This is a genomic window from Caulobacter sp. (assembly GCF_039596335.1).
Lineage (GTDB): Bacteria > Pseudomonadota > Alphaproteobacteria > Caulobacterales > Caulobacteraceae > Caulobacter.
The window spans coordinates 304,179-325,149 of record NZ_JBCNJZ010000006.1 but is presented as its reverse complement, the minus strand read 5'-3'; the positions used below and the strand labels follow the sequence as shown (position 1 = coordinate 325,149).

Below are 20,971 nucleotides of genomic sequence, written 5' to 3'. Positions count from 1 at the left end.
GAGCCTAGGCCGGGGCGTTCGAAGCGTTCAAGCCTGACGCTTCGTCAAGCGTTCGGGCGAGCGGACGCGCTCCATCCGAAAGCCCATGCCGATCACCCGGGCCGGCACGCGACGCAGGATCGGGAACCCGTCGAACAGCTTCAGCACGGCCGGCGGCTTGAGGGTCTGGGCAGCCAGAACCTGACTGATCACCTGTTTCTGGACGAACAGCTGCACGCCCTGGATCGCTTTCACCGCGCCCTCGCGGCGCGCCTGCACGGCCGGGAGGCGTCGGTCCAGCGCCTCATCGTCACCCTCGAAGGCGTCATGCAGCAGGTTGGCGGCGGCGATCGCGTCCTGGATCGCCAGATTGATGCCGACCCCGCCGATCGGCGACATGGCGTGGGCCGCGTCGCCAATGCACAGCAGGCCTGGCTTGGACCACTGGGTGAGCCGGTCGACCGTCACGGTCAGCAGGTGGACGTCGTCGAAGCTCTTCAGCTCGTCGACGCGGTCGGCAAAGGCGGGACTGGCCAGGGCGACCTCGCGGCGGAACGCCTCGATGCCCGCCGCGCGGATGCTATCGAAACTGCCCTTGGCCGCCACGTAGCCGCACTGGAAATAGCCCTCGCGCGGAATGGCGATGAACATGCGACCGGCGCTGAGCCGGCCCAGCGGCGCTTCGGGCGGATCCGCAGGTCCACGCGACAACCGCATCCACAGGACGTCCATCGGCGCGCCCAGGTCCTGCATCTTCAGACCGGCCGACGCCCGGACAGCCGAGCCCCGGCCATCGGCGGCGATCACCAGCCGCGCGCGGATCTCCTGCGGGCCGTCGGGCGTCTGGACCGCCACGCCGGCGACACGGCCGGCCTCGGTCAGCAGGCCGGCGACCTTGGCGTTCATCATCAGGCCAAAGCTTGGAAACCGCCGCGAGCGCTCGACGAGGAAGTTCAGGAAATCCCACTGCGGCATCAGGGCGATGAACGGCGCGGCGACCGGCAGGTGGCGGAAGTCGGCCAGATGCACGACCTGACCGCCGACCTCGCCCGACAGCTGGTCGACCTTGGTGTGCGGCAGCTTCAGGAAGTCCTCGAGCAGCCCCAGGTCGGCCATGGCCTGCAGGGTCGAGGGATGAACCGTGTCGCCGCGAAAATCGCGCAGGAAGTCGCCGTGCTTCTCCAGCACCAGCACGTCGATCCCCGCCCGCGCCAGCAGGTGGCCGACCATGACGCCGGCCGGGCCGCCGCCGACGATGCAGCACTGGACCTGGATCGGCGCGGCCATCTCGCGGCTCCTAGCGGTAGGGATCGTCCGTGACGAGGTAGCCGGCCACATAGTCGGCCACGCCGTCCTCCAGGGCGGTCATGGGCGCATTGTAGCCAGCGGCCCGCAGACGGCTCATATCGGCCTGGGTGTAGTACTGGTACTTGCCGCGCAGCACCTCGGGCATGTCGATATAGCTGATGTCCGGCTCGCGGCCGGCGGCCTGGAACGTCGCCTCGGCCAGGTCGCGGAACGAACGGGCGTGGCCCGAGCCCAGGTTGAAGACGCCGTTCACGGCTGGGCTCTTGCCCAGCCAGGCGATCACGTCGACCACGTCACGAACATAGACGAAGTCGCGCAGCTGGCCGCCGTCCTCGTAGTCTGGATGGTGCGACTTGAAGAGCTTGACGCCTTCGCCGGCGGCGATGCGCGGCCAGATCTGGGCCACGACCGACTTCATGCCGCCCTTGTGGTCCTCGTTGGGGCCGTAGACGTTGAAGAACTTCAAGCCCGCCCATTGGGCCGGGGCGTGGCCGCGATGGGCCTGGCGCACCGCATAGATGTCGAACAGCGCCTTGGACCAGCCATAGGCGTTCAGCGGACGTAGAGCTCGCAGAGTGTCCAGATCATCCTGGCCATCGAAGCCCAGGGTCCCGTCGCCATAGGTCGCCGCCGACGAGGCATAGATCAGACGTTTGCCGCGTTCCGCGCACCAGTCCCACAGGTCGCGCGACAGCACGAAGTTGGACTGCACGATCTTGTCGGCGTCGGTTTCCGTGGTTGAGGAGACCGCGCCCATGTGGACGATCAGCTCGACCTGGTCGCCCTTGCGGGCCAGCCAGTCGAAAAGCTGCTCGGGCGCGACGAAGTCGGCGATCGGGTGCTTGGCGATGTTTCGCCACTTGCCCGAGGCGGCGTCGCGCAGGCGATCGCAGACCACGACGTCGAGCTCGGGATCCTCGCAGAGGCGCGCGACGACATTGCTGCCGATGAAGCCCGCGCCGCCGGTGACGAGAACGATGCGACGGGTCATGGCCTTAAGCGCCCTTGGTCAGGGCGTCGTATTTCAGCAGGTTGCCGACCAGGGCCTCGAACTGGCTCATCGGCACCATGTTCGGGCCATCCGACGGGGCGTGGTCCGGATCGGGGTGGGTCTCGATGAACACGCAGGCCACGCCCACGGCCACAGCCGCGCGCGCCAGAACCGGTACGAACTCGCGCTGGCCGCCCGAGGACGTGCCCTGCCCGCCCGGCTGCTGCACGCTGTGGGTGGCGTCGAAGACGACCGGGCAGCCGATCTCCTTCATGATCGGCAGGGACCGCATGTCGCTGACCAGGGTGTTGTAGCCGAACGAGGCGCCGCGCTCGCAGGCCATGACGTTGGGATTGCCCGCGCCGGTCACCTTGGCGATGACGTTCTTCATGTCCCAGGGGGCCAGGAACTGGCCCTTCTTGATGTTGATCGCGCGACCGGTGTTGGCGGCGGCGACCAGCAGGTCGGTCTGGCGGCACAGGAAGGCCGGGATCTGGATGACGTCGACCGCCTCGGCCACGATCGGGCAGTGGCTGGTCTCGTGGACGTCGGTCAGGGTTGGCAGGCCGGTAACCTCGCGGATCTCCTGGAAGATCGGCAGGCTGTCGTACAGACCGATGCCGCGCTGCGCATTGGCCGAGGTGCGGTTGGCCTTGTCGTAGGAGGTCTTGTAGATCAGGCCAACGCCCAGGTGATCGGCCATCTCTTTCAGCGCATGGGCCGTTTCCAGCGCGTGCTGGCGGCTTTCCATCTGACAAGGGCCGGCGATGATCGACAGCTTCTCACCATTGCCGATGCGAACGGGCGCGCCGTTCGGCGTCTTGATCTCGACGACGGCATTCGGGGCGACGGCTTGCGGCTGATCCAAGGCGAGTATTCCGACGTATTAGGATTTCGGGCGCCCAAGAGGTGACCCTTCGGGCAGGACGGTGCAAGTGCAGAAGAATAACGACAACGGTGAGGCCATCATCGTCTGGTTCCGCAACGACCTGCGCTTAGCCGACAATCCCGCGCTGCGCCATGCCGCGGACAGCGGTCGCCCCGTGATCTGCCTCTATATCCTCGACGAGACCCCGGGCGTCCGGCCGATGGGCGCGGCTTCGCTGTGGTGGCTGGACAAGTCGCTGAAGCGCCTGAACGAGCACCTTGAGAAGCTTGGCAATAAGCTGGTGCTGCGCAAGGGCGTCGCCGCGCAGGTGCTGGACGACGTGCTGTCGCACAGCGGCGCGACCTGCGTGCTTTGGAACCGCCTCTACGACAAGGCCTCGATCGACCGCGACACCGCGATCAAGACCCAGCTGAAGGACGCCGGCATCGACTGCCAGAGCTTCAACGCCAGCCTGCTGAACGAGCCCTGGACGGTCCAGAACGGCTCGCGCCAGCCCTACAAGGTCTTCACGCCCTATTGGCGCGCGGCTCGCGAGCACCTGACCCATGTTGTCGTAGAGCCCGCGCCCAAGAGCTTGAAAGCGCCCGAGCACTTCCCGCGCAGCGAAAGCTTGGCGAGCTGGAAGCTGCACCCGACCAAACCCGACTGGTCCAAGGGCTTCGACGACTGGACGCCCGGCGAGGCCGGCGCGCTGGAGCGGCTGGACGACTTCCTGTCCGCGCCGATCGACGGCTATGGCGAGCAGCGTGACATCCCTGGCGTCGAGGCTACCTCGCGCCTGGCCCCGCACCTGCACTTTGGCGAGATCGGTCCGCGGCAGGTCTGGCTGGCCGCCCGCAACGCCGCGGAGGCTGGCGACGCCCCGGCCGGCGAGGTCGAGAAGTTCCTGTCCGAGGTCGGCTGGCGCGAGTTCAACCACTCGATCCTGTTCCATTGGCCGGAAATCCCCACCAAGAGCTTCCGACCCGAGTTCGATGATTTTCCTTGGAAATCGAACGCCGCCTTCTTCGAGGCCTGGACCAAGGGCCAGACCGGCTATCCGATCGTCGACGCGGGGATGCGCGAACTGTGGGTCACCGGCTTCATGCACAACCGCGTGCGCATGATCGTCGCCTCATTCCTGATCAAGCACCTGCTGATCGACTGGCGCGAGGGCGAGGCCTGGTTCTGGGACACGCTGCTGGACGCCGACCTGCCCAACAATGTCGGCAACTGGCAGTGGGTGGCCGGCAGCGGCGCCGACGCCTCGCCCTATTTCCGGATCTTCAACCCGATCGCCCAGGGTGAAAAGTTCGACCCCAAGGGCGCTTACGTCCGGCAATGGATCCCCGAGCTGAAGGGCGTTCCTGACGACCTGATCCACAAGCCCTGGACCAGGCCCGAGCGCCTGCCCGCCGCGGCCCGACCGCTGTACGGGCGCCCGATCGTCGACCACGCCCAAGCCCGCGAGAAGGCGATGGAGGCCTATCGAAGCCTTTAAGGATAAGGGTTTCCAGAACAGGCGCCCGGTCGGCTAACTATCGAAGCGGACACAGCTGTGGATAATTCTGCAACCCCACGTCCAAGCTACGATTTCAGCTTCGCCTCTGAGGCCTCTTCAGGAAAACTGGGCTTGCGCCGGAGGCGTCGCGCACGATCTACCAGCCACCCACTGCGTCCTCGAAAGCCCGCCATGACAGCCCTGCCCACCGTTCTGGACGCCATCGGAAACACGCCGCTGATCCGGCTGAACCGCGCCAGCGCGGCGACCGGCTGCGAGATCCTGGGCAAGGCCGAGTTCATAAACCCCGGCCAGTCGGTCAAGGACCGCGCCGCCTTAGGGATCATCCGCGACGCCGAGGCGCGAGGTCTGCTGAAGCCCGGCGGCCGCATTGTCGAGGGCACGGCCGGCAACACCGGCATCGGCCTGGCCATGGTCGCCTCGGCCCTGGGCTACAGGACCACGATCGTCATCCCCCGCACCCAGAGCCAGGAGAAGAAGGACGCCATCCGCCTGCTCGGCGCGGAGCTGGTCGAGGTCGACGCCGTGCCCTACTCCAACCCCGACAACTATGTCCGCTATTCCGGCCGCCTGGCCGAGGAGCTGGGCGGGGTCTGGGCCAATCAGTTCGACAATGTCGCCAACCGCCAGGCACACTACCTCGGCACGGGCCCGGAGGTTTTCGAGCAGACCGGCGGCAAGGTCGACGGTTTCATCTGCGCAGTCGGCTCGGGCGGCACCCTGGCCGGCGTCGCTGCGGCCCTGCGTGAGCGCAAGCCGGGCGTGAAGATCGGCCTGGCCGACCCCTACGGCGCGTCACTCTATGCCTGGTACAAGGACGGCGAGCTGAAGGCCGAAGGGACCTCGATCAGCGAGGGCATCGGCCAGGGCCGCGTCACCGCCAATCTGGAAGACCTGGTCGTCGACCACCCATTCCGTGTCACCGACGAGGAGATGCTGGAGGTCCTCTACGACCTGGTCCAGCACGAGGGCCTGTGCCTGGGCGGCTCGTCGGGCATCAATATCGCCGGCGCCATCAAGCTGGCCCGCGAACTGGGTCCTGGCCACACCATCGTGACCATCCTGTGCGACCACGGCTCGCGCTATCAGTCCAAGCTGTTCAATCCGCAATTCCTGGCGGAAAAAGGCCTGCCCACGCCGCCTTGGATGTAAGGTCGCAGGCGAGTCACATCGCAAGAGGCGTCGCCATGGCTATCCCGTCCGATCCGCTGGTCTCCACCGCCTGGCTGGCCGACCATCTCGACGCGCCGGACGTGCGTGTGGTCGACGCCTCGTGGCACATGCCGGCCGCCCAGCGCGATCCCGGCGCGGAGTTCCTGAACGGCCATATCCCGGGCGCGGTGTTCTTCGACATCGACGACATCTCCGACGAGACGTCAGACCTGCCGCATATGATCCCCACGGCGGTGAAGTTCGCCTCGAAGGTCAAGAAGCTGGGCCTGGGCGACGGCTCGCGCATCGTTGTCTACGACAGCAGCGGCATCCTGCCGGCCGCCCGCGCCTGGTGGCACTTCCGCGCCATGGGCCACGAGGACGTCGTGGTGCTGGACGGCGGCCTGCCCAAGTGGCTGGCCGAGGGCCGCCCGGTCGAGGACGGTCCCGCCGCGCCGCAGGAGCGCCACTTCACCCCGCGCTGGCAGGCCGACATCTATCGCTCGCTGGAGCAGATGCGCGGCGTCGTCGACAGCGGCAGCGAACAGGTGATCGACGCCCGCGCCGCCGGCCGCTTCGAGGGCAAGGATCCCGAGCCCCGCGCCGGCCTGCGCGGCGGCCATATGCCCGGAGCCCGCAACATCCCGCTGTCGGCCCTGCTGGGTCCCGACGCGACGATGCTGCCGGCCGATCAGCTGAGGATGGTGTTCGAGAAGGCCGGCGTCGATATCGCCAAGCCTGTCGTCTCGACCTGCGGTTCGGGCATCACCGCCTCGGTCGTGGCCCTGGCCCTGTTCCGCCTCGGCCAGCCGCGCTCGGCGGTCTATGACGGCTCGTGGACCGAATGGGGCGGCCTGGCGGACACGCCGGTCGCGACCGGTCCCGCCGCCTAGCGCTCAAACCCTAGCGTAAGGGCGGCGCGTACATCAGGCCGGGCTTGGGCGCGTTCCACAGCGCGTTCAGGCCCCGGTCCAGCTTCAGGGCCGAGCCGCCGCCGATCTCGTGCTCGAAGATCTCGCCATAGTTGCCGCTGGTGGTGATCGCCCGATAGGCCCAGTCGGCGTCCAGGTTCAGCGCCTTGCCGTAGTCGCCTTCGCCCAACAGACGGCGGGCTTCGGGATCGGCGCCGTCCTTCATCTCTTTCGCATTGGCCTTGGTCACGCCGTGCTCCTCGGCCAGCACGAGGGCGTAGAGCGTCCAGCGGACGATGTCGGTCCAGGCCGGATCGTCCTGACGCACCAGAGGACCCAGGGGCTCCTTGGAGATGGCGTCGGGCAGGATGACATGCGCGTTGGGGTCGTCCAGCACCGAGCGGGTCGCCGCCAGCGCCGAGATGTCGGCCGCCAGGGCGTCGCATTTGTCGCCCTGATAGGCGGCGCGGGTCTGCTCCTCGCTGTCGAACACCATGGCCGTGTAGGCGATGCCGCGGGCCCGGAAGAAGTCCTCCAGGTTCTGGGCGCTGGTGGCGTTGCCTTGCACGCAGATCTTGGCGGTGTTGAGCTCGACGGCGCTGGTCAGGTTCAGGCTGCGGCGCACCAGAAAGCCCTGGCCGTCGAAATACGAGATCGCCGCCATGTCCAGCTGGTCGGCGGCGTCGCGCGAGAAGGTCCACGAGGTGTTGCGCCACAGGACGTCGACCTTGCCCGTACGCAGGGCGGCGATCCGTTCCTCGTTGCTGAGCGGCACAAAGCGGGCCTTGTCGGCGTCGCCCAGCACCGCGGCGGCCAAGGCCCGGCAGAAGGCGACGTTGAAGCCGCGCCAGCGGCCGCTGTTGTCCTGGAACGCAAAGCCAGGCAGGGCCGGATTGACCCCACAGCGCAGCACACCGCGCGCCCGGACAGCCTTGAGGGTCGGACTGACCGCGACCGTCTTGACCGTCAGCGGCGCGACCGCCGCGGTCTCGGACGGCTCCGGTTCGGGCGCGCGTTTGCCGCAAGCGCTCAGCGCCAGCACCGCCACCATCAGCATACCTAAACGCACCGACAACCGATCGCTCCTTGAACCGTGCGCCCAGCGCGCTAGAGCCTGCCTCAGCAGGCTCTACCTCAAAGACTAGAGCGTGACGGCCGCCAAAACCGCTCACACTTTTGGCTGTCACGCTCTAAACCACAAGCGTTACGCTGCGTCGCAAAAGAGTCTCCGCCATGGACGAAGAAACCCGCCTGATCCGCAAGGGCTCCGCGCCCGATACCCTGGCGCGCACCGTCAATCCGCCCATTCAGCGGGCCTCGACCGTGCTGCTGCCCAACGCCGCGTCGCTGTACGACGACAACCAGCTGACCTATGGCATTACGGGCCTGGCCTCGCCCGCCGCGCTGCAGCAGGCCTTGGCCGAGCTGGAGGGCTCGCCGGACGTCACGCTTTATCCGTCGGGCCTGGCGGCGATCACCGGCGTCATGCTGGCGGTGCTGAAGGCCGGCGACGAGATCCTGGTGGTCGACAGCGCCTACAAGCCCACGCGCCGGTTCTGCGACCGGGTGCTGACCCGTTTCGGCGTCAAGACCGTCTATTACGACCCAGCCCTGTCCCCCGAGGCGCTGATGGCTCTGGCCACGCCAGCCACCCGCATGATCCTGCTGGAGGCGCCCGGCTCGCTGACCTTCGAGATGCAGGACATTCCAGCCATCGCCAAGGCGGCCAACGCCAAGGGCGTCATCACCCTGATCGACAACACCTGGGCGGCAGGCTTCTATTTCAAGCCGCTGGCGCATGGCGTGACGATCAGCGTCCAGGCCCTCACCAAATATGTCGGCGGCCACTCGGACTGCTTCATGGGCTCGGCCACGACGATGGACGAGACCATCGGCAACCAGTTGGGCAACGCCATGTGGGACATCGGCTGGTCGGTCTCGCCCGACGACGCCTATCAGATGCTGCGCGGCCTGCGGACCCTGGCCGTGCGCCTGCCGCGCCACAAGGAGAACGGCCTGGCCGTCGCGCGCTGGCTACAACAGCGGCCAGAGGTCTTGCGCGTCCTGCACCCCGCCCTGCCCGACGATCCGGGTCATGCCATCTGGAAGCGCGACTTCACCGGCGCCTGCGGCCTGTTCGGCCTGGTCTTGAAGCCGTGCTCGCAGCGCGCCGTCCACGCCTTCCTGGACGAGCTGAAGCTGTTTGGCCTGGGCTTCTCGTGGGGCGGCTATGAGAGCCTGGCGATCCACTGCGATCCGCAGCTCAAGGATCGCACCGTGCCGGTGAACCTGGAGGGTCCGCTGCTGCGCCTGCACATCGGGCTCGAGGCGGTCGAGGACCTGACCGCGGACCTCGACCGGGCGTTCGAAGCGCTGCGGAACGCCTAGAGGTATTTCACCTCGGCGTCGGACGGGCGCTCCCACCAGAGATTGTCGCGGCCGTTGCCATAGTTGATGGGCGCGGCCGCCAGCTCTTCGGGCTCGGCGTCCAGCGTCGCCACCTGGACCGAGACGACCTCGCCGCCCAGCTCGGCGACATTGGCCTCGCCGAACACCCGCACGCCGCAGGTCGCGCAGAAGCGGTGCGTGCCGCTCATCGTGCCGAACTGATAGCCGCCCAAGCGATCCTCGCCGGCCAGCAGGCGGAAGGCGTCCGGTTTCAGCACCACGCCCCAGGCGCGGGTCTTGGCGCAGATCGAGCAGTTGCAGCGCCCCGTGCCGGCCGCCAGGTCGATCTCGGCCTGGTAGCGGACCGCGCCGCAATGGCAGCCGCCGGTATAGGTCTTGAGCATGGCTTTCGTCCCCCTCGCGATAAGCGTTGTCGAACGCCGGTCTAGCGAGCGACTGCTGACAGCCTGCTGTCAGTATCAGGCCGAGCGCCGCGCCGGTTCGACGATCGTCGCGGCGGCCTGGGCCTGGGCCGCGACCTCGCCGACCACGATCAGCAGAGGGCCGTCGCCGGCCGCGGCGACGCGTTCGCCCAGGGTGGCCAGGGTCGCCGGATAGAGCCGCGCGTCGGCTCCGCCGGCCTTCTCGACAGCCACGGCGGGCGTGTCAGCGGGCCGGCCGGCTTCGATCATTCGCTGGGCTAGGTCGCCGGCGACGTCGCCGCCCATATAGACCGCCAGGGTCGCCTGGGGATCGGCCGCGGCGCTCCAGTCGCCCGACAGCGCGCCGGCCCCCAGCCGCGCGGTCGTGAACACCACCCGGCGCGCCTCGCCGCGATGGGTCAGGGGGAAACCGAACTGGGCGGCGGCGGCGCAGGCGGCGGTGATGCCGGGGACGACCTCGGTCTCGACCCCAAAGCCGTTCAGGAACGCGGCCTCCTCGCCGACCCGGCCGAAGATCGAGGGATCGCCGCCCTTCAGCCGCACCACCTTCAGGCCCTTGCGGGCCAGACGCAGCATCAGGCGGTTGATCTCGTCCTGCTTCATGCTGGGCTTGCCGGCCCGCTTGCCGGTCTGGATGCGCACGCAGCCAGGCGGCGCCAGCGCGATGGCCTCCTCCGAGCAGAGGGCGTCGTACAGCAGCGCCTGGGCGCTCTCGACGGCGCGGACCGCGCGGACGGTCATCAGGTCCACGGGACCAGGGCCGGCGCCGACCAGCATCACCTTGCCGAACGTGCTCTCAACCGACATGGGCGGGCTCCTTAGGGTTTACGGACAAGGCCTTGATCATGCGGGCGATCTCGGGCCGGCATGATCCGCAATTGGCGCCCGCGCCGGTCGCCGCGCCGACCGCGTCCGTGGTGGCCGCGCCGGCGGCGATGGCGGCGTTGACGGTCTTGACCCGAACCTTCAGGCAGGCGCAGACCACGGGGCCGTTATCGACCGCCGCGCCGGGCGCGCGGCCAAACAGCAGGGTCGAGCGCGCATCCGACGGCAGGGGCGCGATGAACAGCTCGGCCAGCCAGTCGCGCGGCGGCAGGCGTCCCGAGGTGGTCGTGAACAGGGCTGCCGTCAGCTGGCCGTCCTCGACCCATGCCTCGCGACGCGCGCCGACATTGGCGTCCTCATAGACGAGGACTTCCCCGGGAAGTCCCTTGGTCAACGCCTTGCGCAAGGCCTCGCGCTGGGCCTGCTCGCCACGGCCGGCGAACTCGTAGAGCTGGCAGGCGTCCTGCGGCAGACGCCGCCAGACAATGTCCAGGTCGGGCGCTGCGATGATGTCGCGAGAGAGGAAGAAGCCCTTCCAGGTCTCGCGATAGGCCCGGATCCGGGCGGGCGTGTGCTTGAACTCCGGTTGCCCGGACGTGGGGTCGATGTTCGGCGCGACCAGAGCGTTGGCGCGGCCGGACGGCGCGAAGGCGTCGGTCCAGTGCATAGGCATGAAGAGATCGCCCTGGCGCTGGCGATCGCTGACCTTGGCCACGGCGACGGCCTCGCCGCGCGCGGTGATCACCCGCGCCAAGGCGCCGTCCTTGAGACCCCGCGTCTTAGCGTCTTCCGGATGGAGCTCCACATAGGGCTCGGGGGCGTGGCGGCACAGGTCGGGGGCTAGGCCCGTCCGGGTCATGGTGTGCCACTGGTCGCGGATGCGGCCGGTGTTCAGCGCCATCGGGAAAGCCGCGTCCGTCGCCTCAGCTGGGCCGCGGGGGCGCGTCGGCGCCATGCGGGCGCGGCCGTCGGGTGTCTGGAAACGGCCGTCGACGAACAGGCGCGGCGTGCCCTGCCCGTCCGCCTTCACCGGCCACTGAACCGGCAGGAGTTCGCTATAAGCCTCTGGCGTCAAAGCCGAAAGACCAGACAGATTCAGAAGACGGTTCGTGTTCTCATAGGCGCTCAGGCGCGCCCATTCGCGGAAGACGCTGGCGTTGCTGGCCCAGCCGAAACCGCTGAAGCCCATGGCCGTGGCGACGTCGGCCATGATCTTCCAGTCGGCCCGCGCCTGGCCCGGCGCCGGAAACAGGGCCCGCTGGCGCGAGATCCGGCGCTCCGAATTGGTCACCGTGCCGTCCTTCTCGCCCCAGCCCAGGGCCGGCAGCTTGACGTCGGCGAAGGCGGTCGTGTCGGTCTCGACGCAGTCGGACACCACCACGAACGGGCACTTGGCCAGGGCCTCGCGGATTGCGCCGCTGTCAGGAAGGCTGACGGCCGGATTGGTGGCCATCACCCAGATCGCCTTGATCCCTCCGTCGCGCACGGCCTCGAACATCTCGATGGCCTTCAGGCCCGGCGCACGAGCGGTGTCGGGCGCACCCCAGAAGCGGGCGACGCGGTCGCGATCCTCGGGCGCGAAGTCCATGTGGCCGGCCAGGGTGTTGGCCATGCCGCCGGTCTCGCGTCCGCCCATGGCGTTGGGCTGGCCGGTGATCGAGAACGGGCATGCGCCCGGCTTTCCGATCCGGCCCGTGGCCAAGTGGGCGTTGATGATCGAAAGCCCCTTGGCCACGCCCTGGGCCGACTGGTTGGCGCCCATCGAGAACAGGCTGACCGTGCGGTCGTGGTCGGCGAATAGGTCGTAGAAGGTCCGCAGGTCCTCGACCGCCACGCCGCAATCGGCGGCGACGGCCTCTACGGACTGATCCATTTCCAGAAGCGCGGCGACCACTTGGTCGAAATTGTTCACGTGCTCGGCGATGTAGTCGCGATCGATCGCGCCGCGCCGGATCAGGTCGGCCAGCAGGCCGTTCCACAGGCGCACGTCGCTCTGCGGAGCGATGGCCAGGTGCAGGTCCGCGCCCTCGGCGGTGTCGGTGCGGCGAGGGTCGATGACCACGTGCTTCTGGCCGCGCGCCTTGGCCGCCTCCATGCGCCGGAACAGCACCGGATGGGTCCAGGCGGCGTTGTGGCCGCTGAACACCACCAGGTCCGCCAGGTCCAGATCCTCGTAACAGCCGGGCACCAGGTCAGCCCCGAACGCCTGCTTGTGAGCGGCCACGGCCGAGGCCATGCAGAGGCGGCTGTTGGTGTCGATATTGCCCGAGCCGATGAAGCCCTTCATCAGCTTGTTGGCGACGTAATAGTCCTCGGTCAGAAGTTGGCCCGAGACGTAGAAGGCCACGCTGTCGCGGCCATGCTTGGCGATCGTGTCCTTGAAGCGCTTGGCCACCAGGGCTGTGGCCTCACCCCAGGACGCGGCCTTGCCGTTGATGGTCGGCTCCAGCAGCCGCCCTTCCAGACCGACTGTGGCGCCCAGGGCCGAGCCCTTGGAGCACAGCCGCCCCAGATTGGCCGGGTGGACGGCGTCACCGGCGATCGCCACCGCCCGCCCCTCGCCGACCGCGCTCGACACCCCGCACCCCACGCCGCAATAGGCGCAGGTCGTCTTGATCGTTCGCAGGGCGCCGGAGCCGTCGGCCATCAGTCGGCCATCGCCGGCTGGGCCAGTAGCACGCGGCCGTCCTTGACCAGCACCGGCACCACGGGCGTGCAGCCCTTGCCGGCGTCGGCCCCGGTCGGCTGACCGGTGGCCAGGTCGATGACCCAGCTGTGCATCGGACAGGTCACGCCGTGTCCGTGGACGATGCCCTGGCTGAGCGGGCCATGCTTGTGCGGACAACGGTCGACCAGGGCGAAGACCTGGCCGTCGCCAGTGCGGAACACGGCGACGTCGCCCTGGGCCGTGGCCACGCGTCGCGCGCCGCGCTCGGGAATGTCGGTCACGGCGCCGATATCCCGCCAATCGGGATCGATGTGAGCTTGCAGGGTCATTCTGCCGCCATCTCCAGAGGAAGGGTCGCCATCGGCTTGAACTCGCCCGCCGCCACGCCGCCGCTGGCGCGCTCGGCCCAGGGATCGATCTGGGCGGTCTCCTGCGAGATCACGAAGCGGTCGTAGAGCGCCGCGCGGTTATCGAGGTCGTCGACCGTGGCGGCGCGGATGGTGTCCAGCCCGATACGGGCCATCCACTTGTAGACCCGCTCCAGGTACCAGCCGCCCTCGCGGTACATCTGCATGATCGCGGCGATCAGCTGGATCGCCTCGGCCTCGGTCGCGACCTTGGTCAGGAGCTGCGTGCCCTGGATGTGCAGGCCCGCCGCGCCGCCGACATGGATCTCGTACCCGCTGTCGACGCAGATCACGCCGATATCCTTGCAGGTCGACTCAGCGCAATTACGGGGGCAACCCGACACGGCCAGCTTGACCTTGGCCGGCGCCCACGAGCCCCACAGGAACTTCTCGAGCTTGATGCCGAGCCCCGTGGAGTCCTGGGTGCCGAACCGGCACCAGTCGGACCCGACGCAGGTCTTCACCGTGCGTAGGCCCTTGGCATACGCATGGCCACTGACCATACCGGCGGCGTTCAGGTCGGCCCATACCGCCGGTAGGTCATCCTTTTGGACACCAAGCAAATCAATGCGTTGGCCGCCCGTGACCTTCACGGCCGGTATGGCGTACTTGTCGGCGACGTCGGCGATGGCGCGCAATTCGGCCGGACTGGTCATCCCGCCCCACATGCGCGGTACGACCGAGTAGGTCCCGTCCTTCTGGATATTGGCGTGGACGCGCTCGTTGATGAAGCGCGACTGCGCGTCGTCCTGGTATTCGCCCGGCCAAGCACATAGCAGGTAGTAGTTAAGGGCCGGTCGACACGAGGCGCATCCGTCGGGCGTCGTCCATTCCATGGCCTGGAAGACGGCCGGCATCGATTTCAGTCCCTGGGCGACGATCGCCTCGCGCACGTCGCCGTGCGGGTGGTGCGTGCACTTGCACATTGGCTTGGGACCCGTCTGGGCCTTGAAGCCATCGCCCAGGGTCAGGCGGATGACCTGCTCCACCAACGGCGTGCACGAGCCGCACGAGGCCGAGGCCTTGGTCACCGAGCGGACCTCGTCCAGCGTGGTCAAGCCCTGGGCCGTGATCGCGCCGGTGATCGCCCCCTTGCAGACGCCATTGCAGCCGCAGATTTCCTGCGTGTCGGGCATGGCTGCAACGGCGGCGCTAGGGTCCAGGCCGGACAGCCCTTCCGTAATCGCCTGGCCGAAGATCAGGGTCTCGCGGATCTCGGCCACGTCCGTGCCGGCCCGCATCAGGTCGAAGTACCAGCCGCCATCGGCCGCATCGCCGAACAGCACCGCGCCGGCGACCTTGCCGCCTTCGATGACCACGCGCTTGTAGACGCCCCGCGCGGCGTCGCGGAACACGATGTCCTCGCAGCCGTCGCCGCCGGCGAACTTGCCGGCCGAGAAGACGTCGACGCCCGAGACCTTCAGGCGGGTGGACAGTACAGAGCCGGCATAAGCGCCTGCGCCGTCGGTCAGCTCTTCAGCCAGGGCCCGGCACATGTCCCAAATGGGCGCGACCAAGCCGTAGCAGTTGCCGCGGTGCTCGACGCACTCGCCGACAGAGAACACCGCCGGATCCGAGGTGCGCATGGCGTCGTCGACGATGATGCCGCGATTGACCTGCAGCCCCGCGGCCTTGCCCAGCGCAGCGTTCGGGCAGATGCCGACGGCCATGACCAGCAGGTCGCAGGGCAGGACGCGACCGTCCTTCAGCTTCAGGCCCGCCACGCGGCCATCCTGCCCGACGATCTCGTCGGAATGGGCGCCCAGCACCGTCTCGACGCCGCGCTCGGCCAGCGCTTCGCGCAGCAAGAAGCCAGCGCTCTCGTCCAGCTGCCGCTCCATCAGCACGTCCATCAGGTGGACGACCGTGGCGGCCATGCCTCGACGGGCCAGGCCGTAGGCGGCCTCCAGACCCAGCAGGCCGCCGCCGATGACCACGGCGCGGGCGCCGGGATTGGCGGAGGCCTCGACCATGGCCTCGACGTCGTCCAGATCGCGGAAGGTCACCACGCCCTTCAGATCCGAGCCCGGCAGCGGCAGGCGGAACGGGTCAGAACCGGTGGCCAGGATCAGCTTGTCGTAGGCGACTTCCAGCCCGCCCTCGGCGACCACCTTGCGGCCGTCCAGGTCCACCGCCGTGACGGCGCGACCAGCGTGCAGGGTGATGGCGTTGTCGCGGTACCAGGCCTCGTCATTGATGACGATGTCCTGGAAGGTCTTCTCGCCCGCCAGCACCGGCGACAGCATGATGCGGTTGTAGTTCACCCGCGGCTCGGCGCCGAAGATGGTGACGTCGTAGCGGGACGGGTCGCGCTTGAGCACTTCCTCGACCGCCCGGCAGCCGGCCATGCCGTTGCCGATGACGACCAGGTGTTCCTTGGTCATGGCTTGTATCTCTCGGAAAATCAGACGCGGACGGTGGCGGCGGTGTCGCCGTGCAAGGTCGGCCAGGCGCGCCAGCGGGCTTTCAGGCCGTGCAGGGCCGCCAGGGCGAATAGGGCCAGCAGGGCAAAGCCGATGAAGCCGGACTGGTAGGAACCGGTCATCTTCTTGGCCAGGCCCAGGGTCGAGGCCAGGTAGAAACCGCCGATGCCGCCGGTCATGCCGATCAGGCCGGTCATGACGCCGATCTCCTTGCGGAACCGCTGCGGGGCCAGCTGGAACACAGCGCCGTTACCCGCGCCCAGGGCCAGCATCGAGAACATCAGCACCGCCAGAGCGGCCCAGGCCGTCGGCAGCTGGAAGCTGGCGGCCGTCAGGCCCAGAGCGGCCAGGGCGTAGACGATGCTCAGCGTCCGCACGCCGCCGAAGCGGTCGGCCAGAGCCCCGCCGACCGGGCGGATGAACGAGCCGGCGAACACACAGGCGGCGGTGAAGAAGCCGGCGACGACCGGGTCCAGGTGGTACTCGGAGTTGAAGTACATGGTCAGCGACGAGGCCAGGCCCACGAAGCCGCCGAAGGTCACTGCGTACAGCAGCATCAGCCACCAGGCGTCCGGGACCTTCAGCACGTCCAGATACTCGGCCAGCTTCTTGGGCGCAGGCTGCTCGGGGGCGTCCTTGGCCAGCAGCATGTAGACGACGAAGGCGACGGCCAGCGGCAGGGCGGCCAGGCCGATGACGTTCTGCCAGCCGAAGTGCTTGGCCAGGATCGGCGCGAACAGCGCCGCCAGGGCGGTGCCCGAGTTGCCGGCGCCGGCGATGCCCAGGGCCAGGCCCTGATGCTCCTGCGGATACCAGCGCGAGGCCAGCGGCAGGGCCACGGCGAACGAGGCGCCCGCCACGCCCAGGACGATCCCCAGAGCCAGAACCTGGTGGTAGTTGTGGATGCCGACCGCCCAGGCCAGCGCCAGGCCCGTCAGCACGATCAGTTGCCCGATCATGCCCGTCTTCTTGGGTCCGATACGGTCGACCAGCACGCCATTGACCAGGCGCAGCACCGCGCCGGCCAGCACGGGGATCGCGACCATCAAACCCTTCTGGGCCGGATCCAGATTGAAGTCCTTGGCGATCGCCACGCCCAGCGGGCCCAGGATCACCCAGACCATGAAGCTGAGATCGAAGTACAGGAACGCTGCGAACAGGGTCGGCGTATGGCCGGCCTTCAGGAAGTCGCGGGAGAGCATGTCGGCCTCGGGGTTAGCGTGTCTGCAAGAGCGGAGCGTCATCGCCCCGGACGGGTGACCGCATCCGAGCGGTCCTCTGGCAGCCGCGAACGCCGTTGTTCGTTGGCCTGGAGACTATGGGAGACCCGATCCGGCGGCGCTGTCACCGGGAACGAAGGGGCGCGGAGCCGACGAAGGCCGCCTCGCTCGGTTGCTCAGCAGACAGGCGCCGGCGGCGCCCAGGAAGCAGGCAGATCAGGCGGGTTCGGAGAGCGACAGGCTCGCGTCGTAATAGAGATCGGACCGATAGACCCGGTCGGCCAGGGCCTCCAGGTCGTGATCGGCGTCCAGTTGCCCCCAACGGACCATCCGCGACAAGAACCACAGCGCGTGCTCGCGTTGCGGCAGGCCGGCGTCGTCGCGATGGAAGACGATCTCGTACTCCAGCGCCCGGATCAGCGCGGCGGGCGCGACGCCCACGAAGTCGGGGCGGGCCAGCAGTTCGACCAGGTCCTGACGGTTCTGGGGCGCATCGGCCCAGGCCGCGCCACGGATCACCGCCCGCAGGCAGGCCCGCAGATCATCGGGGCGCTGGGCGGCCAGGGCGGCGGTGACGCCCAGCACCTTGTCGGGACCGCCGGGCCAGAACTGAGACGAGGCCATCAGGATGCGCCCGACGCCCTGCGCCTCGGCCACCGCGTTCCAGGGCGCCCCGACGCAGAAACCGTCGATCTCGCCGGCCCGCATCCGCTCGACCATGCGCGGCGGCGGAATGACCACCAGCCGCACATCTCGGTCAGGATCGACCCCGGCCCGCGCCAGCCAGTCGCGCAGCAGGTAGTTGTGCATCGACTGCGGGAAGACGACCGCAAAGGTCAGAGGCCCTTGCCCGCTGACGCGCCGCGCCGCCACGATCTGCGCCAGCCCCTCGCCCGACGGCCCGACGGCGCCGGCCAGGGCGGTGGAGACGGTCACGGCGCTGCCGTTGCGGTTCAGGGCCAGCGGCGCCAGCACATCGCCCTCGGCCGCCAGCGCCATCGGCCCCAGCATGTGGGCGCCGTCCAGGGCCCCGACAGCGACCTTGTCGCGGATGGTGGCCCAAGAGGCCTCGCGGACCAGCTCGACCGCCAGCCCCTCTTCCTCGAAGAAGCCCAGGGCCTGGGCGGCGGCCAGCGGCGCGCAGTCGGTCAGCGGAATAAAGCCCAGCCGCAAGTCTGACAGGCCGCTCACGGGGCGTCGCCCTTCAGCACGCCGGCGAAAGCCAAAAGATCGGCGGCCACCGAACCGATCGGCTTGCCTCGATCCATGGCCAACTTGCGTAGCAGGCGATAGGCGCCGTCCTCGTCCAGGCCGCGCTCGCGCATCAAGAGACCCTTGGCCCGCTCGACGGTCTTGCGCGATTCCAGGTCGGCTTTCGCCTTCGCCAGGTCGCCGCGCAGTTGCTGGGTCAGGGCGAAGCGGCTCATGGCCACGTCGAGGATCGAACGTACGCGGCCCGGCGCCAGGCCGTCGACGACATAGGCCGCCACGCCGGCCCGCACCGCCTGCTCGGCCAGGCCAGGCTCGGAACGGTCGACGAACATGACGACGGGACGGCCGCCTCCGCTCTCCTTGAGGCTGTCGAGGGTGTCGCGATCGGGGCTCTCGGCGGCGATCACCACCACGTCGGGCGCGAAGGCCAGGACCTCGGCCTCGTCATAGACGGCCGAGCGGCGCACCTCCAGCGGCTGCACGCCCTCAAGGCCTTGGGCCACGAGCGCGGCGCGGGCGGTATCAGGATCGATCACGAGCACTCGCATCGTCTCGTACCTACGCAGCCGACGGCGCGACGGCAGCCAATTCCCTCCAGCCGACGGCAAGCCACGAGGATTGCCCAGAACGCAGGCGCCAGCGATCAAAGCTTAGGCGCGCGCCGGAACGTCCAAGATCGGCGTTCGCTCTTGCGCTGTCCTGCCCTGACGCGCCAACCTCGGCGCGCGACCAGCCGCGGAGCCTTTCGATGACCCTCTATCTGTTCGCCCTGCTGATCGGCGTCGTCGCCGGCCTGCGCGCCATGACCGCACCCGCCGCCGTAGCCTGGGGGGCGCATCTGGGCTGGCTGGCGCTGGCGGGCCTGCCGCTGGCCTGGTTGGGCGGAACGATCGCCGTGGCGGCCTTCTCCCTGCTGGCGGCATTGGAGCTGTTCGCCGACCAGCATCCCAAGACGCCCAGCCGCAAGGTCCCTCACCAGTTCGGCACGCGCATCCTGAGCGGCGCCTTCAGCGGCGCGGCGCTGATGATGCCGAGCGGCCATTGGGTGCGTGGCGCGGCCATCGGCGCGGTTGGCGCGATTCTGGGCACGCTGGGCGGGGCCGAGGCCCGCGCCAGGCTGGCCGCTCGGTTCGGCAAGGACCTGCCCGCCGCCCTGATCGAGGACGCCGTCGCCGTGATCGGCGGCCTGGCCATCGCAGCGGCGGCCTACTAATGCAGAGCTTCGACGCCATCATCGTCGGCGCGGGCCAGGCCGGCCCCGCCCTGGCCGGACGGTTCAGCGACGCCGGCTGGCGCGTGGCCCTGGTCGAGCGCAAGGACTTCGGCGGCACCTGCGTCAACACCGGCTGCATGCCGACCAAGACCCTGGTCGCCAGCGCCTATGCCGCCCACCTGTCCCGCCGCGCCGCCGACTATGGCGTCACCTTGCAGGGCGAGGTCGGGGTCGACATGAAGCGTGTCCACGAACGCCAGCAGACGGTGGTCCGCAACGCCCGGGGCAATGTCGAGACATGGCTGCGCGGCATGAAGGGCTGCACGGTCTTCCAGGGCCACGCCCGGTTCGAGAACGCCACGACCATCCGCGTGGGCGACGACGTGCTGACCGCCCCGAAGATCTTCCTGAACGTCGGCGGCCGCGCCAACGTGCCGGACATGCCAGGCGTCGAGGACATCGCCTACCTGACCAATGTCGGCATGATGCAGCTGGAGACCCTGCCCGAGCATCTGATAATCGTCGGCGGCAGCTATATCGGGCTGGAATTCGCCCAGATGTTCCGCCGCTTCGGCAGCCAGGCAACCGTGGTCGAGATGGGCCCGCGCCTGATCGGCCGCGAGGACCCGGAAGTCTCGGACGCCATCCGCGAAATCCTGGAGGCCGAAGGGATCGCGGTGCGCCTGAATTCGGAGTGCATCAGCTTCGCCCCCGCCGAGGGCGGCGTCTGCGTCCACGTCACCTGCGAGGATGGCGCGCCGCAGGTCACCGGCTCGCACGTACTGCTGGCCGTGGGCCGCAAGCCCAACACCGACGACCTGAACCTGGCGGCCGCCGGTATCGAGACCGACAAGCGCGGCTACGTCACCGTCGACGACCAGCTACGCACCAACGTCCCGGGCATCTGGGCGCTGGGCGACTGTAACGGCAAGGGCGCCTTCACCCACACGGCCTACAACGACTTCGAGATCGTGGCGGCCAACCTGCTCGACAACAATCCGCGCAGGGTCAGCGACCGCATCACTTGCTACGGCCTGTTCGTCGATCCACCGCTGGGCCGGGTGGGCATGACCGAAGCCGAAGCGAAAGCCACCGGCCGCAAGCTGCTGGTCGGCCACCGCCCGATGACCCGTGTCGGCCGCGCCGTCGAGAAGGGCGAGACGCAAGGCTTCATGAAGGTGGTGGTCGACGCCGAAACCCAGGAAATCCTGGGCGCGGCGATCCTGGGCCTGAATGGCGATGAGGCGATCCACGGCATGATCGACCTGATGTACGCCAAGGCGCCCTACACCGTGATCAAGCGCGCCGTGCACATCCACCCGACGGTGTCGGAGCTGATTCCGACGATGCTGAGCGAGCTGAAGCCGCTTTAGATTTTCAGATTTTCGCCGTCTCGCTATCAGATGAAATCGAAACTGTTTCGATTGCGATAGCCGGACGC

At 68.6% G+C, this 20,971-nt stretch carries 18 protein-coding genes; 6 read left to right on the top strand and 12 right to left on the bottom strand.

Translation table 11 applies throughout. From position 1 onward, the window contains the following. Nucleotides 1–27: 27 nt before the first annotated feature. The 3 genes from ABDW31_RS14805 to kdsA are packed head-to-tail and all read right to left on the bottom strand — an operon-like array spanning nt 28 to nt 3,146. Nucleotides 28–1,266 carry an FAD-dependent oxidoreductase gene (locus tag ABDW31_RS14805; protein ID WP_184719732.1) on the bottom strand — a complete coding sequence of 413 codons (1,239 nt, stop codon included), beginning with the start codon at nt 1,264–1,266 and terminating at the stop codon, nt 28–30. A gap of 10 nt (nt 1,267–1,276) precedes the next feature. Further along, nucleotides 1,277–2,278 carry an ADP-glyceromanno-heptose 6-epimerase gene (gene rfaD / locus ABDW31_RS14800; protein WP_184719734.1) on the bottom strand — a complete coding sequence of 334 codons (1,002 nt, stop codon included), beginning with the start codon at nt 2,276–2,278 and terminating at the stop codon, nt 1,277–1,279. Nucleotides 2,279–2,282: 4 nt separating this feature from the next. Further along, nucleotides 2,283–3,146, bottom strand: a complete 864-nt coding sequence (gene kdsA / locus ABDW31_RS14795) for a 3-deoxy-8-phosphooctulonate synthase (protein ID WP_184719736.1) — start codon at nt 3,144–3,146, stop codon at nt 2,283–2,285. Nucleotides 3,147–3,207: 61 nt separating this feature from the next. On the opposite strand from kdsA, the gene ABDW31_RS14790 reads away from it, so the two are divergent. The 3 genes from ABDW31_RS14790 (at nt 3,208) to sseA (ending at nt 6,713) form a co-directional block, all read left to right on the top strand. Then, nucleotides 3,208–4,647 carry a deoxyribodipyrimidine photo-lyase gene (locus ABDW31_RS14790; RefSeq protein ID WP_184719738.1) on the top strand — a complete coding sequence of 480 codons (1,440 nt, stop codon included), beginning with the start codon at nt 3,208–3,210 and terminating at the stop codon, nt 4,645–4,647. A gap of 192 nt (nt 4,648–4,839) precedes the next feature. After that, a complete protein-coding gene (locus tag ABDW31_RS14785) occupies nt 4,840–5,820 on the top strand; it encodes a cysteine synthase A (protein ID WP_184719740.1) in 981 nt (326 codons plus the stop codon). Nucleotides 5,821–5,855: 35 nt separating this feature from the next. Further along, nucleotides 5,856–6,713: a 3-mercaptopyruvate sulfurtransferase gene (gene sseA, locus ABDW31_RS14780; protein WP_184719742.1), complete on the top strand. Its 858-nt coding sequence runs from the start codon at nt 5,856–5,858 to the stop codon at nt 6,711–6,713. A 10-nt stretch (nt 6,714–6,723) separates the two neighbouring features. Here the strand turns inward: sseA and ABDW31_RS14775 are convergent, their stop codons facing one another. Continuing rightward, nucleotides 6,724–7,800, bottom strand: coding sequence for an amino acid ABC transporter substrate-binding protein (locus ABDW31_RS14775; protein WP_343699078.1), 1,077 nt, complete (start codon nt 7,798–7,800; stop codon nt 6,724–6,726). Between the two features lie 164 nt (nt 7,801–7,964). Between ABDW31_RS14775 and metC the strand changes: the two genes are divergently transcribed. After that, the gene (gene metC / locus ABDW31_RS14770) at nt 7,965–9,119 is read left to right on the top strand and encodes a cystathionine beta-lyase (RefSeq protein ID WP_184719744.1); all 1,155 of its coding nucleotides are present in this window, start codon (nt 7,965–7,967) and stop codon (nt 9,117–9,119) included. Here the strand turns inward: metC and ABDW31_RS14765 are convergent. The 8 genes from ABDW31_RS14765 to ABDW31_RS14730 all read right to left on the bottom strand — a co-directional run bounded on the left by ABDW31_RS14765 (nt 9,116) and on the right by ABDW31_RS14730 (nt 18,853). Further along, complete coding sequence (locus ABDW31_RS14765) at nt 9,116–9,523, bottom strand: GFA family protein (RefSeq protein ID WP_184719746.1); 408 nt, start codon at nt 9,521–9,523, stop codon at nt 9,116–9,118. The genes metC and ABDW31_RS14765 overlap by 4 nt on opposite strands. 75 nt (nt 9,524–9,598) lie before the next feature. Further along, the gene (gene cobA / locus ABDW31_RS14760; RefSeq protein WP_184719748.1) at nt 9,599–10,369 is read right to left on the bottom strand and encodes a uroporphyrinogen-III C-methyltransferase; all 771 of its coding nucleotides are present in this window, start codon (nt 10,367–10,369) and stop codon (nt 9,599–9,601) included. Further along, entirely contained in the window at nt 10,359–13,034 is a 2,676-nt protein-coding gene (locus ABDW31_RS14755; protein WP_184719750.1) for a nitrate reductase, read from the bottom strand. Before ABDW31_RS14755 ends, cobA begins: the two co-directional genes overlap by 11 nt. Then, entirely contained in the window at nt 13,034–13,384 is a 351-nt protein-coding gene (nirD, locus tag ABDW31_RS14750; RefSeq protein ID WP_184719752.1) for a nitrite reductase small subunit NirD, read from the bottom strand. The genes ABDW31_RS14755 and nirD overlap by 1 nt, the downstream gene beginning before the upstream one ends. Beyond that, a complete protein-coding gene (gene nirB, locus ABDW31_RS14745) occupies nt 13,381–15,846 on the bottom strand; it encodes a nitrite reductase large subunit NirB (protein WP_184719754.1) in 2,466 nt (821 codons plus the stop codon). The genes nirD and nirB overlap by 4 nt, the downstream gene beginning before the upstream one ends. Nucleotides 15,847–15,866: 20 nt before the next feature. After that, a complete protein-coding gene (locus ABDW31_RS14740) occupies nt 15,867–17,087 on the bottom strand; it encodes a nitrate/nitrite transporter (RefSeq protein ID WP_184719756.1) in 1,221 nt (406 codons plus the stop codon). A 234-nt stretch (nt 17,088–17,321) separates the two neighbouring features. Beyond that, nucleotides 17,322–18,296 (bottom strand): CmpA/NrtA family ABC transporter substrate-binding protein, encoded by a 975-nt coding sequence (locus ABDW31_RS14735; RefSeq protein WP_184719758.1) that lies wholly within the window; start codon nt 18,294–18,296, stop codon nt 17,322–17,324. Further along, entirely contained in the window at nt 18,293–18,853 is a 561-nt protein-coding gene (locus tag ABDW31_RS14730; protein WP_343699077.1) for an ANTAR domain-containing protein, read from the bottom strand. Before ABDW31_RS14730 ends, ABDW31_RS14735 begins: the two co-directional genes overlap by 4 nt. A 212-nt stretch (nt 18,854–19,065) precedes the next feature. On the opposite strand from ABDW31_RS14730, the gene ABDW31_RS14725 reads away from it, so the two are divergent. Continuing rightward, a complete protein-coding gene (locus tag ABDW31_RS14725; protein ID WP_184719762.1) occupies nt 19,066–19,530 on the top strand; it encodes a DUF4126 family protein in 465 nt (154 codons plus the stop codon). Further along, complete coding sequence (locus ABDW31_RS14720) at nt 19,530–20,903, top strand: FAD-containing oxidoreductase (protein WP_184719764.1); 1,374 nt, start codon at nt 19,530–19,532, stop codon at nt 20,901–20,903. The genes ABDW31_RS14725 and ABDW31_RS14720 overlap by 1 nt, the downstream gene beginning before the upstream one ends. Nucleotides 20,904–20,971 lie beyond the last annotated feature (68 nt).